General features: G+C 27.3%; 14 protein-coding genes. 6 read left to right on the forward strand and 8 right to left on the reverse strand.

What is annotated here, in order from left to right; all coding sequences use genetic code 25:
- Nucleotides 1-74: 74 nt before the first annotated feature.
- Nucleotides 75-2,222 (reverse strand): ATP-dependent helicase, encoded by a 2,148-nt coding sequence (locus tag HLG78_RS05305; protein ID WP_231178066.1) that lies wholly within the window; start codon nt 2,220-2,222, stop codon nt 75-77.
- An 87-nt stretch (nt 2,223-2,309) separates the two neighbouring features.
- Entirely contained in the window at nt 2,310-3,347 is a 1,038-nt protein-coding gene (locus HLG78_RS05310; RefSeq protein WP_231178068.1) for a primosomal protein N', read from the reverse strand.
- Nucleotides 3,348-3,652: 305 nt separating this feature from the next.
- Here HLG78_RS05310 and HLG78_RS05315 point away from each other — a divergent pair, with 305 nt between their 5' ends.
- The 6 genes from HLG78_RS05315 (at nt 3,653) to HLG78_RS05335 (ending at nt 11,292) form a co-directional block, all read left to right on the forward strand.
- Nucleotides 3,653-3,997: a hypothetical protein gene (locus HLG78_RS05315; protein WP_231178070.1), complete on the forward strand. Its 345-nt coding sequence runs from the start codon at nt 3,653-3,655 to the stop codon at nt 3,995-3,997.
- Between the two features lie 70 nt (nt 3,998-4,067).
- Nucleotides 4,068-5,267, forward strand: coding sequence for a hypothetical protein (locus HLG78_RS05320; RefSeq protein WP_231178072.1), 1,200 nt, complete (start codon nt 4,068-4,070; stop codon nt 5,265-5,267).
- 79 nt (nt 5,268-5,346) lie between these two features.
- Complete coding sequence (locus tag HLG78_RS05325; protein ID WP_231178074.1) at nt 5,347-5,511, forward strand: hypothetical protein; 165 nt, start codon at nt 5,347-5,349, stop codon at nt 5,509-5,511.
- Nucleotides 5,512-5,746: 235 nt separating this feature from the next.
- The gene (locus HLG78_RS05450) at nt 5,747-5,899 is read left to right on the forward strand and encodes a helix-turn-helix domain-containing protein (RefSeq protein ID WP_420829158.1); all 153 of its coding nucleotides are present in this window, start codon (nt 5,747-5,749) and stop codon (nt 5,897-5,899) included.
- A gap of 41 nt (nt 5,900-5,940) precedes the next feature.
- Nucleotides 5,941-6,144: a hypothetical protein gene (locus HLG78_RS05330; RefSeq protein ID WP_231178076.1), complete on the forward strand. Its 204-nt coding sequence runs from the start codon at nt 5,941-5,943 to the stop codon at nt 6,142-6,144.
- Between the two features lie 435 nt (nt 6,145-6,579).
- On the forward strand, nt 6,580-11,292 hold the full coding sequence (locus tag HLG78_RS05335; protein ID WP_231178078.1) for a S8 family serine peptidase: 4,713 nt from the start codon (nt 6,580-6,582) through the stop codon (nt 11,290-11,292).
- Between the two features lie 219 nt (nt 11,293-11,511).
- Here the strand turns inward: HLG78_RS05335 and HLG78_RS05340 are convergent, their stop codons facing one another.
- From HLG78_RS05340 to HLG78_RS05365, 6 genes are all read right to left on the reverse strand, one after another.
- Nucleotides 11,512-12,225, reverse strand: a complete 714-nt coding sequence (locus tag HLG78_RS05340; protein WP_231178080.1) for an IS630 family transposase — start codon at nt 12,223-12,225, stop codon at nt 11,512-11,514.
- A gap of 244 nt (nt 12,226-12,469) precedes the next feature.
- A complete protein-coding gene (locus HLG78_RS05345; RefSeq protein WP_231178082.1) occupies nt 12,470-12,778 on the reverse strand; it encodes a hypothetical protein in 309 nt (102 codons plus the stop codon).
- Between the two features lie 9 nt (nt 12,779-12,787).
- Nucleotides 12,788-14,044 carry an AAA family ATPase gene (locus HLG78_RS05350; protein ID WP_231178085.1) on the reverse strand — a complete coding sequence of 419 codons (1,257 nt, stop codon included), beginning with the start codon at nt 14,042-14,044 and terminating at the stop codon, nt 12,788-12,790.
- Between the two features lie 298 nt (nt 14,045-14,342).
- Nucleotides 14,343-15,020 carry a nucleotidyl transferase AbiEii/AbiGii toxin family protein gene (locus tag HLG78_RS05355; protein WP_231178088.1) on the reverse strand — a complete coding sequence of 226 codons (678 nt, stop codon included), beginning with the start codon at nt 15,018-15,020 and terminating at the stop codon, nt 14,343-14,345.
- Nucleotides 15,010-15,591, reverse strand: coding sequence for a type IV toxin-antitoxin system AbiEi family antitoxin domain-containing protein (locus HLG78_RS05360; protein WP_231178091.1), 582 nt, complete (start codon nt 15,589-15,591; stop codon nt 15,010-15,012). The genes HLG78_RS05355 and HLG78_RS05360 overlap by 11 nt, the downstream gene beginning before the upstream one ends.
- 412 nt (nt 15,592-16,003) lie before the next feature.
- Entirely contained in the window at nt 16,004-16,792 is a 789-nt protein-coding gene (locus tag HLG78_RS05365) for an integrase core domain-containing protein (RefSeq protein WP_231176132.1), read from the reverse strand.
- Between the last annotated feature and the right edge of the window lie 68 nt (nt 16,793-16,860).

The raw sequence follows: 16,860 nt of genomic DNA on the forward strand, positions 1-16,860 counted from the left end.
CAGTTATGATTTTTCTGGGAGGTTACTTGTACTATACACAAATCTTAAGATACTGGTTTTTAAGTAGTTTTAATTTATATTTTTTCAAGAAATTTGGTGTCCATTTTTCTAATTCAGTATTTAGGATTATCAAATTTTATCATTGCTGTGTTGTTAGCAATTTCAAGTACATCTCACTGTCAAAATAATTTATGTTTAATTCTATCTCATTCATTTATGTTTGAAACTGAAGAGTATGATTGATTTCCTGAAAGGTCATAATGATTTATTAGTTCATCAGGTATCTCTTCCAAAAATCTTGATGGTTTGTTGAAAAAAAGTTGTCATCGTTTCATTCTAAAATTTGCATAAGAGAAAAACAATAAATCTTTTGCTCTGGTTATTGCTACATACATAAGTCTTCTTTCTTCTTCCATTTCTTTATCGTTGAATTTTGCTTTTTGTAGTGGAAATATATTTTCTTCTAGTCAAGCAAGCATTATTACTGGAAACTCAAGTCATTTACTTCAATGTATACTCATAAGTTTTACTGAATTTTCTGTTCATTCTTCATCCTCTTCTGTATCACTCATTAATGATATTTCTTCTAGAAATTGTTCTAAAATTTCTTGACCGTTTTGATCTTGTACTTCAAATTTAGAAGCAATATTTATAAGTTGTCATATATTTTCATATTTTTCATCTGCTTTTTCTTTTCCATCTTGGTTTACAAGGTACTCATAATATTTAATATTTGAGATGATATTGTTTATCAAGTTCTTAGGATTTGTATTTGGTATTTGGTTTCTTGTAAATTTAATAAATGTGCTAAACTGTTTGATATTGTTTTTGGGTCAGGATGTTATTGGTATTGGTAAAGTTTCTATATTTTCAATAGCATAATTAAGATCATATCAGTTTTCCAAACAAAAATTTTCAATATTTTTAATAGTAGTTGCTCATATTTTTCTATTTGGAGTATTTATTATTCTTTTTAGGGAGATGCTATCTTTTGGATTGATTATATATTTAATGTAGCTTATTATGTCTTTTATTTCTTTTCTTTCAAAAAATTTAAATCATCACCATATCTTATAGGGTATTCATAATGATAATAGAGCTTGTTCAAATGGTTGACTTTGTGCATTTGTTCTATAAAGTATTGCTATATCATTGAATTTTAGATTCTTTTCATTTATAAGTTTTTGTATAAGTTCACTAAGTTGACCGGCTTCATCATATTCGTCTTTGAAACAAAATGATCTAATTTTACTATCATTTTCTTTTGAAGACTTTACTTGTTTTTCATATTGAAATTTGTTTTTAGATATGAGATAGTTTCATGCTTCAACAATTGTTGGACTTGATCTGTAGTTGGTTTCAAGTTTGAATTTTTGGATATTATCCCAAAATCTTTCTAAATTCAAAAAGTTTTCCATCACAGCTCATCTTCGTGAATATATACTTTGGAAATCATCTCATATAAATGTAACATTCCCATCTTTTCAAGCCAACATTTTGATAATATCAAACTGTATTTGGTTTGTATCTTGTGCTTCGTCTACAAGTATGTATTTGAACTTTTGTCTGTATTTTTCTAATATGTCTTCGTTGTTTTCAAATAAAATTTTTGTTAGTAATAATAAATCATCAAAATCTACAGAGTTTGATTCTACTAGTTGTTTTTGGTATTCTTGATATATTCTTCATATAATTTCTGCATTTTCATTTTGAGCTAATGTGAGAAATTTGTGTGGTGTTTGTCAGCTATTTTTTGCATTTGAAATTACTGATTTTACCTCTTTTGGAGTTATTATATCTTTGTATCATAAATTATTTGATATGGTTTTTATAAGTGTTAAGGATTCTTGTTGATCATATACTCAAAATGAACTTGTGTATCACATATTAAGTGATTGTATATCTGATTTTAGGATTTTTAAAAAAATACTATGAAATGTTCAAGTCCGTAGTAATGAATTATTTCATAGATTATATCATAGGCTTTTTGAAAAATCAAAAATTCTAGACTTCATTTCGTTTGCAGCTTTGTTCGTAAATGTTACTGTCAAAATTTGAGATGGAGATATTCATTCTCAAAATATGAGTTTAGCCACCTTATATATTAATACTCTAGTTTTTCAACTACCAGCTCAAGCCAATATTAAACTACTTGTTTTAATCCAACTAGCAGCTTCATATTGTTGTTCATTTAGTTCTTTTTTAAGTTTATCTTCGATCATATTTTATGTAGATTTATTAAATTTTAAAATTAATTAATATACTCAAAATATTTGTTGATAATAAAAAAAATAACTCAAAAATCAACCTTATACTAAACTTATTGGTGAAATATCTATTTTAAATCATCTTTGTTGTATATTTAATTTTTTATATACTTCTTTAGTAAAATTTTCAGCAAAATTTCATTTTATAATAATATTATATCTATATTTTCAAAATATTTTGTAAACCAATGGAGGAGTGGAGTATATTTCTAAGTCTTCATATCAAAACTTTTCTTTTAAGAACAATATTTCTTGATAAAGTTTGCTGACATTATTAAAAACTTTTTCTTCTATTTCATTCTTATATAGTATCATACATACTTCTTGATAAGGAGGATAGCCAAAATCTTTTCTAAATTTTAATTCTTCATTCTTAAATCAATTAAAATCTAATTTTGCTCCATATCTTATGCTATACAAATCAGGGTTGTATGTTTGAATTATAGTGTTTTTGGGAGATAGATTTTTTATTGTTTCAAATAAAAATAAAAAGTTTTGATAATTACTATTAAAGTCAGGTACATTCAGTCAAATATCTGCATTTATAAATATCAAAAAATCTATTTTTTCCAATAAAAAGTTTTGAACTAATGATGTTCAAATAATAATTTGATGATTTTTTATTTTATCAAGAATTTTATTTATTTTGGGAGACGAATTTACTGTTTGGCTTTCAATAATTATGCTATCTTTTTTAAAAGTTTTTTCAATTTCATTTTGAATTTTTTGAATTCAGTATCCAAAAAAATTAATATCGTATGATCAGCAATTATTACAATAATTTATGTTTGAATAACAATTTTTACATATATGACAAAGGCCAAAAAAATTTCAACTTTTGTCAGTATGGATTCATACTGGTACATCACAATTATTACATTTGGGAATATTTCAGCAATCTTGACATATTATTCAACTAGAATGTCATTTTTTATTTACTATTATAAGAATTTTTTTATTTTCTTTAATATGTTTTTTTATTCATTTAAAAGATAATTCAGAAAAAATTTTATTGTTTTCTTTTTTCATATCCACTAGAAAAACTTTTTCTCAGTTATGTTTTATTTCTTCATAGTTCATTTTAAATTTTTGTTATAAGGCAAATCAAGTAAATAAAGTAAAAGTTACTAAGTTTGAATATTTAATTTTATTACTTTAATTATTAAAATCTTTATCAGCATCCAATATATATAAAAAATTTTTATTTTCAAATTGATATTGTATGAATAAGATATATGTTACAAGTCAATATATTTCTCTAAAATAATATAAATATTTTTAAAAATGACAAGAGCAATCTAACAAAATTAATTCATTTTTAGTTGATAAATAATAATATTTTTATATATATCAAGTTGTGAAGTTTAATTATTAATTTATTAAAAATGAGAAAAATAAGTTTGATTATATTGTGAATATTTACATTAAGTTTAGTAGCTTGTGTAGATGAACCAGTGGATCCTGCTTGAGAAGAACCAGCTATGGATATGGATGGAGAAGAAGTTGGTGAAGAAACAGATGCAGGAGATGATCTAGATGATATGATTGATGTTGAATATGAGGCAGTTGAGGAAGAAGAATGAGAAATTGATGATTGAATAGAAATGGATATGGAATGAGATGCAGTTGAATGAGAAATGGACATGGAATGAGATATGGATATGGAATGAGACGATGAAATAATTGATGAACCAATGGAATTTGAATGAGATGAGTTAGATGATCTTTAGAAAATATTATTTATCAAACAATCTCGTTTTTAATGCGAGATTGTTTTTTTAATTTCTAATTGTATAGTTAATGAAAAAGTTATATCTATTACTTTTAAGTACTTCATTATTGTTTTTAACAGCTTGTTTTGCTCCAGAAGAACAACCAGAAGATAATGATGATATGTGAATGGATGAAATAGAAGATATTGTATGAGATTCTGAAGAGGAACAATCAGATGATGATTTTGTTATGGATGGGGACGAAGAAGAAACTGTAGAAGAACAAGACGAAGAAGAAACTGTAGAAGAGCAAGATGAAGAAGAAACTGCAGAAGAACAAGATGAAGAAGAAACTGTAGAAGAACAAGACGAAGAAGATCCGTATATTATTCAAAACTATGAAAATTATACAGATTTGTATATGGAATATATAGAAGATAATATATCTGATATAGTATATATGGATTGAGATTTTGAAGTTATAAATATCAACTGGCAGCCATGAAATGTTGCAGTAGTGAACTTTCAAGAATGAGAAAGTACTTATACATACAATATAACTATATCTTATGATGATTGAGTTGTAATAAATGATGTTGAGGAGGTTTCTCAAGAAGAGCCACAGCAACATGAAGATGACGAAGATACTCAATATGATACTAATGAAGAAGACGAAGATCTGTATGAAGAAGATGAAGTTTATGCTGATCAAATTAATTTTGAATATTATACAACTGAAGATTGACAAATAGATTATGCTTCTATATATCAGGAATATATAGAAGAAAATATTGGTGATATTTTGGATACCGATAAAGATATACAAATAGATTCTTTTGAGTGGGTTGAATGAAATACAGTTAGAGTTACTTATTCTAAAGATGATGAAATAAATCATTCTGATATTCAAGTTTATATAGATGATAATCATGTACAAATACAATCTATTGAAGATGTTGAGTTGGAACAAACTGAAGAACAACCTCAAGATGATGAAGATGATAACGATGATGTTGATTGATATCAGGTTGATCTTGAAGCTTATACAGATGAAGATGGTAATGTTGATTATTTTGAATTATATTATAGTGTACTTGAAGAAAATATATGAGATATTGTCTACAGATCAGGAGATTTTGAAATAGAAGATATTGAATGGGTTGAATGAACTGTTGCTAGAGTTGTTTATTGAGACTGATATGATAGCTTTGTGGCAGAGATAGAAGTTTCTTTGTGGTGAAATACAGTACAGATCCAAGATTATGAAGAAGTATCAGATTTTGAATAATATAAAAATCTTATACTTGATTTTTATAGTCATATGGTTATCATGATTAGTACCTTTAGATAATAAACGAGTTAATAATATGAGAAAATTGATATTAATGATTCTTGGTTTCTTTACATTGAGTTTGGTTGCATGTGTAGATGAGCCAATGGATCCAGACGGTTGAGGTGATGCTCAGATGGATGATTGATGAGCTGATATGGATGATGCTTGAGAAGATATGGATATGGATCTAGAAATGTAATAAAAATTTAAAATTTTAAAAACCCCTTCTTGGGGTTTTTTTATTTTAAAAAAAGTATATATTAAATAATACTAGTTTTTATAAATTTAAACTTGAATGATTTTTACAATGAAAAGTAAAGAACTAAAAAACAAATAGAATTGGAATTAATATAGAGGAAATATCAAATTCTGAAAATTCGATTTCAAAACCGCACAGTAAAATAATATAGAAAAAAACATTTAAATGGAGTATAATGATATTACCAACTTACATATTAAAAAACTATCAAAAGTTAAAATTAGTATATTCAGAATGTATTAAAATTGAAGTCCTTTTAAAACAAAATTATTCTAAAAGACAAATTGCAAGAGAAATTAATAGGAGCAAGCTTACTATCTCTAATTAGATAAAAAAACATTTTAGAAAAAAAGTCAAACCCTATAAATATTGAACTATAAAGGCTTGATATATTTATGATCGTGTGGTATTCACCATAGACCCATAGAAGCTTATACAAAAGAAGAAATAGGACATTGGGAAGGAGATACAATATGGTGAAAAAACAGAAAAGGAGGAATTCTAACATTTACTGAAAGAGCTAGTTGATTTGAGCTGGCTGCTATATTGAAGAAAAAACTTCAGACAATGTAACTATTAAAGCTAAATAGTTTTTTTGATAAATTACCAGAACTATTAAAAAAAAGCATAACACTAGATAATTGAAGAGAATTTGTAGAACACTACATGCGAAGATGAATGATATGAATAGAAACATATTTTAGAGATTAGTGAAATGCAGGACAAAGATGACTAAATGAAAATACAAATCAACTATTAAGACATTTCTTTCCTAAAGGTACAGACTTCAAAAAAATAACACAAGAAGAACTTGATTATTATGTAAATTTACTTAATAATAGACCAAGAAAAAGATTATGATTTCTAACTCCCATCGAATTTCTTTCTAAATATAACTGTGCGGTTTTGAGTTAGAATCTACAGAATTTGTACTTGAATTTATTATTTTTGTTCATAAAATATATTGTACAAATATATAAAATATATTTATATTTTAAATAAACACCAATGAGTAATCTATTACAGTCATTAGGAAAATATAGTATAGTAAGTTTATTAATATTTTTTATTTCTTTTAATTTATCTTTTGCTAATACAGTGGATTCCTGAGCGAAAGAAAACAGTTCAGATTTGTCTTTTGTAGAATGAGAGATACTGATTAAATACAAAGATGTTTCTTGAACTGATTCTACAATGTCGACTTCTGATCCTTTTGAGGCTAGTTGATACCAAATTGATAATCAAGAAAGGATTTTAGACAATATGAATATAGAAAAGATAGAATATAGTATTGATGGAATGGAAACTTTTTCTACCCAAGATGAAGATGAAATAAAATCTAGAAAAAAAGAGATTATTAAAGAACTTGAAAAAAATCCAGATATTGAGTATGCACAACCTAATTTTATTTATGGAACTCAGTGATTTATAGATGATATAGGTGATTATGAAAAATTACGATGACACAAAAATATGAACTGGGAAGAGGGTTTTCAGATTTTTTCAGGGGCTGGTAGTAAAGAAAAAATAACAGTTTGAGTATTGGATACTGGTATATATTATGAACATGATGAGTTTGAATGACAGATGATAGAAGGTTATTGAAAAGATTTTGTTGATAATGATGAACCAATTGATAGACATTTCCATTGAAGTCATGTAGCAGGAACAATAGGTGCAAATTTGAATAATAATATTGTTTGAATTAATCCTAATATAAAACTTTCTGCTTTGAAAGTCTTAAGTGATCAGTGATGGGGTACTACTGATGACATAGTAGCTTGAATTGAGTATGCTACAGAAGAAGGATATGATATATTAAATGCTAGTTTGGGAGGAAGTAGATGGTGTGAGTTTAGATGATGGGAAGATCAATTATATTATGAGTCAATAAAAGATTTTTGAGACAGTTGATGAATTTTTATTGCATCTGCTTGAAATAATTCAGCTGATCTAGATCAGGATCATAACTTTTATGTACCAGCTAGTTTTTCAACTAATTTTGAGTGCGGCTGAGTAGAAAGAGAAGGATTAGATAATATGATAACAGTAGCTTCTTCTTGAATAGAAGAAGATGGATGATTAGAAGAAGATAGACTTTCTAATTTTTCAAACTATGGAACTAAAACAGTCCAAATAGCTGCTCCGGGTTACTCTGTATATTCAGCTGCAGACGAGAATTCTTATACTTATGCTAATTGAACTTCTATGGCAGCACCTCATGTAGCATGATTAGCATCCTTAATTATGGCTTATTCTCCAGATAGTGATTATGAACAAGTAATAGAAGCTATCAAAGACTGAAGTAGACAAGTAGATACTGATGTAGGTGATGAAACTATATGGGGATCTATTGCTGATGTTAAATGAACTTTGGTTTCTGTTACTGAATATGATAATGATGTTGAGTTAGAACTTTTTGAGGATAACCAAGAAACAGAAATTACTGATAGCACATATTCAACAGGAGTATATTTTGAGTGGAATGAGTCAGATATGAATCCAGAAGTTTTGAGCGGTTATGTACTTTCTGGGTCTTCAGATGAATGAGAAAATATAAACAAATCAACTACCAATACTTGAATAAGTTTGGATAGTATTGAAAGATGAGAGTATAATTTTGCTTTGTATCAAGAGAAAATTGATTGAGAAAAATGAGGCAAGAGCAAGATAGAAAATGTAGTATTTGAAGAAGAAGATGGAGATAAAGATGTAGAAAGTATAGAGATAACAACTCAACCAAAAACAGAATATGTAAAATGAGATGAGTTAGATTTAAGTGATATGAAAATAAAACTAACATTTGATTCATGAGAAACAACTACTATATGAAATTATAAAGAATACAAAAATGCTATAGAAAATTCTTATGATTATAACTGATGGGATGATGGAGGAGTAGACAAAGATGAATTTAATGTAATAGAAGCTGATCCATCAAACTATAGAGATAAAACAGATGATTTGGAACCTGGTGATTGGTTGGCATTAGAAGAATGAACCTATACCGATGGTCTTTATCCAGATGATCTTAGTGGAACTAAAGAGGAACCTATAGTAATTTCTGGTCCAGAAGATTGATGAGAGGCTGTTTTTGAAAGTCGAGGACGAGCTAATACCATAGAATTTGGTAACTCTCATAATCTTGTAATTCGTAATCTAAGATTAGATGGTTCTACAAACGATGTGGGTATGGGAATTAGAGCAAGAAATGATTCTTATACTTCTAATATTACTTTGGAAAATCTTTATATCCATGATTATGATTCTCATGGTCAAACAGCAATTGATACTTCAAATGATGCAGTAGCAGTAGGCTGGATAATTAGGAATGTGGAAGTTGATGGAGCAAGTACAGGTATGTATTTTGGTTGTGCATCATGAGAAGACTGAGCTTTTATAGGATGAATTATAGAAGATAGTGTCTTCAAAGATACGAACGGATATAATGTTCAAGTAAAGCATCAAAATCACAGAGATTTTGATTACGATATGCCAGAAGGTCCACACCAAACTATAGTAAGAAACAATACTTTCAAATATGCAGGTCAAGGTAGTTATAGACCAAATCTTTTATTGGGTCATTTCCCAGAAGATTGAGAAGGTAGTGAAGATAGATATTTAGTATATGGAAATACTTTTTATGAAAACGAGTCAGGACATAGAAATGTACAAACAGATTCTACAGCAGCATTTTATAATAATATATTTGCAAATAATAATGGATGATGAATATTTGTAACAGATCACAATAATAATCCAAAAGATCTTCATGTATTTAGGAATACTTTTTTTACTGATAGTACAGCTATAGATATTAACGATGTAAATACTGATTACGAACAATTAGTGAAAGGTAATGCAGTTTTTGCAGACAACCCATATAGTCTTCATGGAAATGTGGTAGAAGAAAATAATTTTTCTGCTGATTATGATGAAGCAGATGAGTATTTGGAAGATCCAAATGCAGGAGATATTAGCTGACTTAATTTAAGACCAATTGATGATTCTTTGGATAAACAAGAGATAGATTATGGCATAGATTTTGATTTACCTGATTTTGATATAGATGCAGGTTGAAATTATAGATCTCAACCAACATACTGAGCTTATTCAACTGAAACAACATGAGAGACAATGATAGTAAGTTACGATAATGAAGATTTGGATAATGATCCAGAACATGGAGAGGAATTATGATTGGATGATAACTGAAGAACTATAACTGTAACACATATACCATCGTGAGAAACAGTAGAAACAGATGAATTAACAGTGAAAGAAGACAGTGTAGAAAGTATAGAAATAACAACAGAACCAGAGTTAGAATATATAGAATGAGAAGAATTGGATTTAAGTAATATGAAAATAGAACTAACTTGGGAAACATGAGAGACAATGATAGTAAATTACGATAATGAAGATTTGGATAATGATCCAGAACATGGAGAGGAATTATGATTGGATGATAACTGAAGAACTATAACTGTAACACATATACCATCGTGAGAAACAGTAGAAACAGATGAATTAACAGTAGTAGAAAGTGAAAGTGGTGATTTGGCTACTCTAGAATATGAATATGGAGATTATAATTTATTAACATATAATCCAGAAAGTTTTGATAATATAGAAGATGTAACAAGAGAATGGGGGTGTAGAGGTAACAATCTACAAGCAAATGATTTAGAGGATGGAAAATCCAATACTATGAATATTGTATGAAATTGTTCAGCATTTAGAGGAGGAAGTGGTCCAGATTATATAGCAGCAGATTATTGTGAGAATTTGGAGATAGAATCAAATTGAACAGTTTATGATAACTGGTATTTACCTTCATTTGAGGAAATGAGAACTATAGTAGATAGCGGTAAAGAAATATGATTAAAAGATGAAAATTATTGGACATCTACAGAATCAGGAACATTCAACTCAAGAACTTATGGAGATGGTAGTCAAGGTTTTTGGAATACTAGAAGTTATAAACAATCTCAGGAAAATGTACGTTGTGTACATAGACACTACTGAGAAAAATATAATGTACAACTTCAAGAGATTAATCAAACTGAATGAGTACAGATAAATCTGAAATATAGTGAACTAGAAACAGACCAAGATTGACAAATAGAAGTTGATTTGGCAAAATGAGAATTTGACTTTATTGCAAGTAAATCATGATATGAAGACTATGAATGAAGTTTTGAAGTCACATCAGATAATAAAACAGTAGAATTTGAGTTAGAAAAAAAATCTGTATTTCAAATATTTGAATATGAATATGGAGATTATAATTTATTAACATATAATCCAGAAAGTTTTGATAATATAGAAGATGTAACAAGAGAATGGGGGTGTAGAGGTAACAATCTACAAGCAAATGATTTAGAGGATGGAAAATCCAATACTATGAATATTGTATGAAATTGTTCAGCATTTAGAGGAGGAAGTGGTCCAGATTATATAGCAGCAGATTATTGTGAGAATTTGGAGATAGAATCAAATTGAACAGTTTATGATAACTGGTATTTACCTTCATTTGAGGAAATGAGAACTATAGTAGATAGCGGTAAAGAAATATGATTAAAAGATGAAAATTATTGGACATCTACAGAATCAGGAACATTCAACTCAAGAACTTATGGAGATGGTAGTCAAGGTTTTTGGAATACTAGAAGTTATAAACAATCTCAGGAAAATGTACGTTGTGTACATCAAAACTAAATTTTATGTGTTGATTAATAGAAAACAGGTAAAAGGGTTTTAAATAACTCTTTGCCTGTTTTTTATATCTTACATAATAGTAAAGAAGAATTCAATTCTTATGTATTTTGAGCTATTGCCTCTATAAAACAAGATTTAATAATATCATTTTCCATGTTGCGATGTTTTGATGATCTTCTTCTAATTTTAATTATTTGATAATTACTGATAGTTTGAAAACTAGGATAAGTTTCGTCTAATATCAGGATGATTAAAAAAAGTCATGACCTTATATTTCTGTTTCTGTAATCTATATAATGATTTTCTAATTTTTTCCATTAAATGTTTATTTCATCTTACTACTTGCCCTTTAAGGTCACTATGAACTTGATTCCATACTTGCTCATCTGGATTTAATTCTGGACTATATCATGGAATAAAATATATTTTTATTTCATTATTTATAGAATTTAAGTATTCATTTACTTTCTTTGTCTTGTGTATTGGATGACCATCTAATATAAGCGTTTTTTTCTTCCTATCTTCATGGAACCTCTTTAAAAATTCTATAAATTTATTACTATTAAAGCTTCATTCATATATCATAAATCTCATTTCTCACTTTGGGCTTACTACTGATATTCAGTTCACTCCAAATCTTGCTCATGTTGATGTTACCACAGGTGTCTCTCCTTTCTTTCCTCGTGTTTTTCACTTATGATTTGATGATTTAAATCAGGCTTCATCTCAATAATATATTTCTCTTCACTCTCTTTTTGCTTCTTCTTTTATTTGTGGCAGTGTTTCTTTTTCTCGTTTTTCTACTGCTTCTGGATTTTGCTGATATGCTTTAAATATTGGTTGTTGATTAGTAAATCACATTTCTATTGCTATTTCTCTTACCTTCCATTCTTTTAGATTTTTTCAGAATACTTTTTTTATTACTTCCTGCATTAATTTTAAAGTTCGCAATCAAAAGTCTAATGGATAATTTTTTAATTTTTTTGAAACTTTATAAGCATTTCTTGGCTCCTGAAGTAAAATTTTTTCAAAATTTTTTTTTTCTTTGTTTGTTAGATTATTATCCTTTTGTTTTGGTCTTCATCATTTTTTAGAACTAGCTTTTAATCCTTTCTTACCTTTTTTTTCATAAATTCTACACCAATTTATTAAAGCAGTATAACTTATATCTAAAATTTTAGAAACTTCAGTCTTTTTTAATCAACCTTTTTTTGACCATTTTTACGGCAGTTAATCTGATTTCTTCTTTCTGTTCCTTTGTTTTTTGTAAATTTTCCTTTTTCATTATGTCTTCTTCCCAAAGAACAGAATCTATTTTGTGAATAAAATTATAAGAAAAAACTGGTTTTTTTATAGGCGGCCTTAAGTTCGGAGATTTGAAAGAATTTCTCATTCATTTAAAATAATAAACTTCAGTATCTCAAGCACAGACAATATAAATATTTTTTCTTTGATTCCTTTTTGCTCTTTTACGAGACTTTACCATATTCAAAAATTAACTTTTAAATATTTCATCAATAAAAGGAATAGCACCAAATCTACCTTTCAAATAGTTTGTTTCTATATCTGTATCTTTTCTTATTCACTGATTGGTTTTAAATTCTAACAATGAGTACAAATCACTAACACCATATTTATCTTTTTCTGTAAACCATATCTGATCTTTTCTAAATAAGTCTTTTAGACTAAGAAGATAACTATTGTGTGTATTAAATACTAATTGAAAAGTAGTATCTGTTTTTTGATGCAAACTTCTAATCATATTTTCTACAAGCATTGGATGCAAACTATCTTCAAGTTCATCAACAAATAGTATTTTATTATGTTTCATTACATTATATAAACTACCAGCCCATTGATAAATTCTTTTTGTACCTTCTGATTCTTCTGATCTTTTAAAATTTGCTTCTCAAACAACATTTCAGTTTTTATCATACAAATCACGAACAATTTTATCATTCAACTCAGTTTGAAACACCTTTTTTGGAGCTTGTACAAATTGATTTTTAATATTCTGTGGTAAAGAATCAAAATCAACTTCCTTTTCATTAATTTTATATTCATAATCTTTAATAGTTGGATCAGCTATTTTCAATAAATTTAATAGAAAAGGTTTGAAATTTTCACCTTCTTTTAATAGTACATCTTGTGTATCGGGATTATCTAATTTGGCAGAAATTATATGAATATCTGTAAAGAATTTATGTATTTTCTTTGCCTCTTCTGAGTTTTCATCAGCAAAAACTGATAAAGCTAAATTATTTTCTTTTACTCTTTTGGCGCTATCATTGTCATCGAAATTTTTTATAGAAATTCATTTCCTATCTCTGGTAAACAATGTTGATGGTTTTTGGGATTTGTAAGCTTTAAGTTTTTCGGAAACAATCTCATTTTGATTTACAGCAAAATAGTAATTATACAAAGTATTCTCTACATAAAAATTTATTTCAAATTCTGATGGCTTTCCTATAGTATCTTTACAAAGTTTATAAGGTTGAAAGTTTGGTATAGATAAATTAGGGTCGTATTTATGAGAATATACTATCAAATCTCTTGCAAATTTTATTGCTTGTAGAAGATTTGATTTCCCGCTGGCATTTGGTCAATAAATTACTGATGTTTTCAATAATTTGTGTTTTCAGTGTTGGAAAACATTTTCTGGTAAGTCTTTAGTTTTTCAGTCTGCAAGCATACTGAAAGTAGTAGCTTCTTTGAAAGAAAGGTAATTTTTAATAGTAATATCTACTAGCATGGTTAGTTTTAATTTATATAAATCTACATAAATTTTAATAAAAATATTACAAAATGCAAATATTTTTTTAAATAATTTTGCAACTTTATTGCAAATAGTAGAAAAATAAGAACTTTATGTAAAGTAATTTTTATAAAAAAACACAAAAAAAACTTATTTTGCAAGAAGCAATATTTTTCATTTATCCAAAAATTCAAGCTCAAAAAATTTGCAAGCAGAAAAAGTGGAAATCATAGCTAAATCATCACACGGAGTTAGTCCTTTTCAAAACTTCGAAATTTTCCTAAAAAACAATACTTTATACTAATTTTTTTAAGTCTTCAACAACTTGATTTATCAAATTTTCTTTTATCCAGTATTTTTGTTTCTGATTTACTACTTCTCATAGCTTATGCAATATATGAGATTTATTATATCTTTTGGGAATAGAGTCTATCAAATTTTTCAAAAAATCTTGACTACTCAGTCCAGTTCTTTCAGATATTATTTTACCGTTGAAGTTATAGTTATTTTGGAGGAAGAAATATATATCATACAAATCTCTATTTTCAGTTCTTTCATAGCAGGCAACCAGCTTATTAGCGAATATACTTGATTTTTGCATAACATTCATACTGTTTCACAAAAAATCTACTCTTTCATATTCATTATTTTTCCAAATCCTTTTGTTCAATTCTATTTTAATATTGGGAGCAAATTCATCATAGCTGAATATCCAGCGATGCAAAGTATTTCATTTCAAAAAGCTTTTGATATCTCACAAACTCAAAAGAAAATATTCTATTTTGTCTGTAACTTTTGATTCATATTCAATATCAAGTAAATCCAAATCTATATCTATAGAAAATCTATCCAATCAATACAAAAAATACAGCAATGTTCATCATTTAAAAGCTATTTTCTCAGAAATTTCTGAGCTAAAGAGTACTTTCAAAATATCTTTCATATATTTTTCATGTGTTTGTTTATCCAACATCAGATATTTGTTTTTTGATATTTAAAATTGTTTGTTTGGGGTACAATTTCATAACTTGAGATAGTCTTACTTTGTTCAAAGCATTAGGATTTTCTATACTAGTTAGAGGATTTAAGTAAAACATATCACACAATGCCCTCTCTGGTGTGGCTATACGGTAATTTTTATAAGATTTGATTCCCAATGAATTATTCAAAATAGAGTTTTTTATCTTGGAGTATCTAAACTCTGTATTATCTACAGTATAAGTACGGGTATCATCAGAAATACAAGTAATAGTATTTTCATAATATTGAAAAATCAAAGCTTCTTTGTACAAGACAGTTTCCATAGAAATATATGAGTTTTTTCTCATTTTGCAAGCAAGTTCAAATTTATCATAATATGGCAAAGCCCAGATCCCCTTACGAAGATTGACAAGCAAATTAGATTTTTGGGCTCTATACAAAAAACTTTCTACACTATGTCTATTTTGATAGTTGGTTATATTTTGAATATCAGATATACTAAATACAGTTTTCCCAGAAGTTATAACTTTATCCAAAAATTTCATAATGTCGTAAGAATTCATTTAAATATAAATGGATATTAACGATATTTTGTAAAAATGCAACAAAAAATTAAAAAAGTAGAAATCATAGCTAAATCATAGGTCATACTACAGGAAGGTTGGGCTATGAAAAATAAAATTGATATAATTTTTGGCATAATGGACAAAATGTATTGATATTCTAATTGCAAATTTGTGTTGATAGATTTTTAATTGCAAAATGTGTTGATAGAATCTAAGAAAAATATAGGTAATAACTGATAAATTTATCTTTTCTATATTCTTTTAATCATCTATGAATTGATAGTTTTGTCTTTAAATGTGAATTTATTGCTTCTAGTGAATTGTTTGTTGATGGTATTCATAACTCAAGATTACTTTTAAATATATATAGATAGGGTAAGTTGTAAGAAAAGGTAGCGTTGTTAAAAAATTATCAGTAATAGAACTTTTCAATAACTTCATAAGGAGTTTTATTATCTAGTCATTTATGTGGCTTTACAGTGTTATATCGATTTACAAATCTTTTTAAAGACATTTTTCTATGTTCTGATGACTTAAAAACTTCCTTACTGTGCCACATATCGATTAATGTTCTTATAACCCTCTCTGCTTTTCAATTTGTTCTTGGTGTTCTAACTTTTGTAAATTTTTGCTTTATTCAGCTTTTTACACACTCTTTAACAAATTCATGTTTATCATTTCATTTGTACTCAACTCAATTATCTGAGTACACACACTCAATAGTGTAAGGACATTCATCTATTACCTGTCTAAGAAACATAGACGAAGATACTTGTGTCTTATCTTGCATTATAGCTACATAAAGTTCTCTAGAATAGTCGTCTATTCATACAAATAAGTATTCAGACTTTTTGTTTGCTGCTCATCTTATAAGAGGTAGTTTTTTTGTGTCAAAATGCATCATTTCTCAAGGGTAGTTTTTATTGTATCTTCTAGCTTCTTTGTTTTTCTTTTCTATTATCTTAGATTCTATTTTAGCTAATCTAAGTAATCATCGCCTAATGTTTCTAAATCTATTATTGATAGAATTTCTTGGTAAAAACTCTTGAGTTCTTGCTCTCTTTATTATCTTGTATATGGTAGGCAATGATACATTGAACTTAATATGTAAATCCTTAGGCTTCATTCATCTTTTATAGTATTCCCAGACCTCTTTTCTCTGGAGTGGTGTTAGTCTTGTATTTTTATGTATATTCATTACATAGTTTGTTATCAAATAAATAGTATTTTGTATACACATTATTTTTAACAACGCTATATAATCTT

The organism is Candidatus Absconditicoccus praedator, from assembly GCF_021057185.1.
GTDB lineage: Bacteria > Patescibacteriota > Gracilibacteria > Absconditabacterales > Absconditicoccaceae > Absconditicoccus > Absconditicoccus praedator.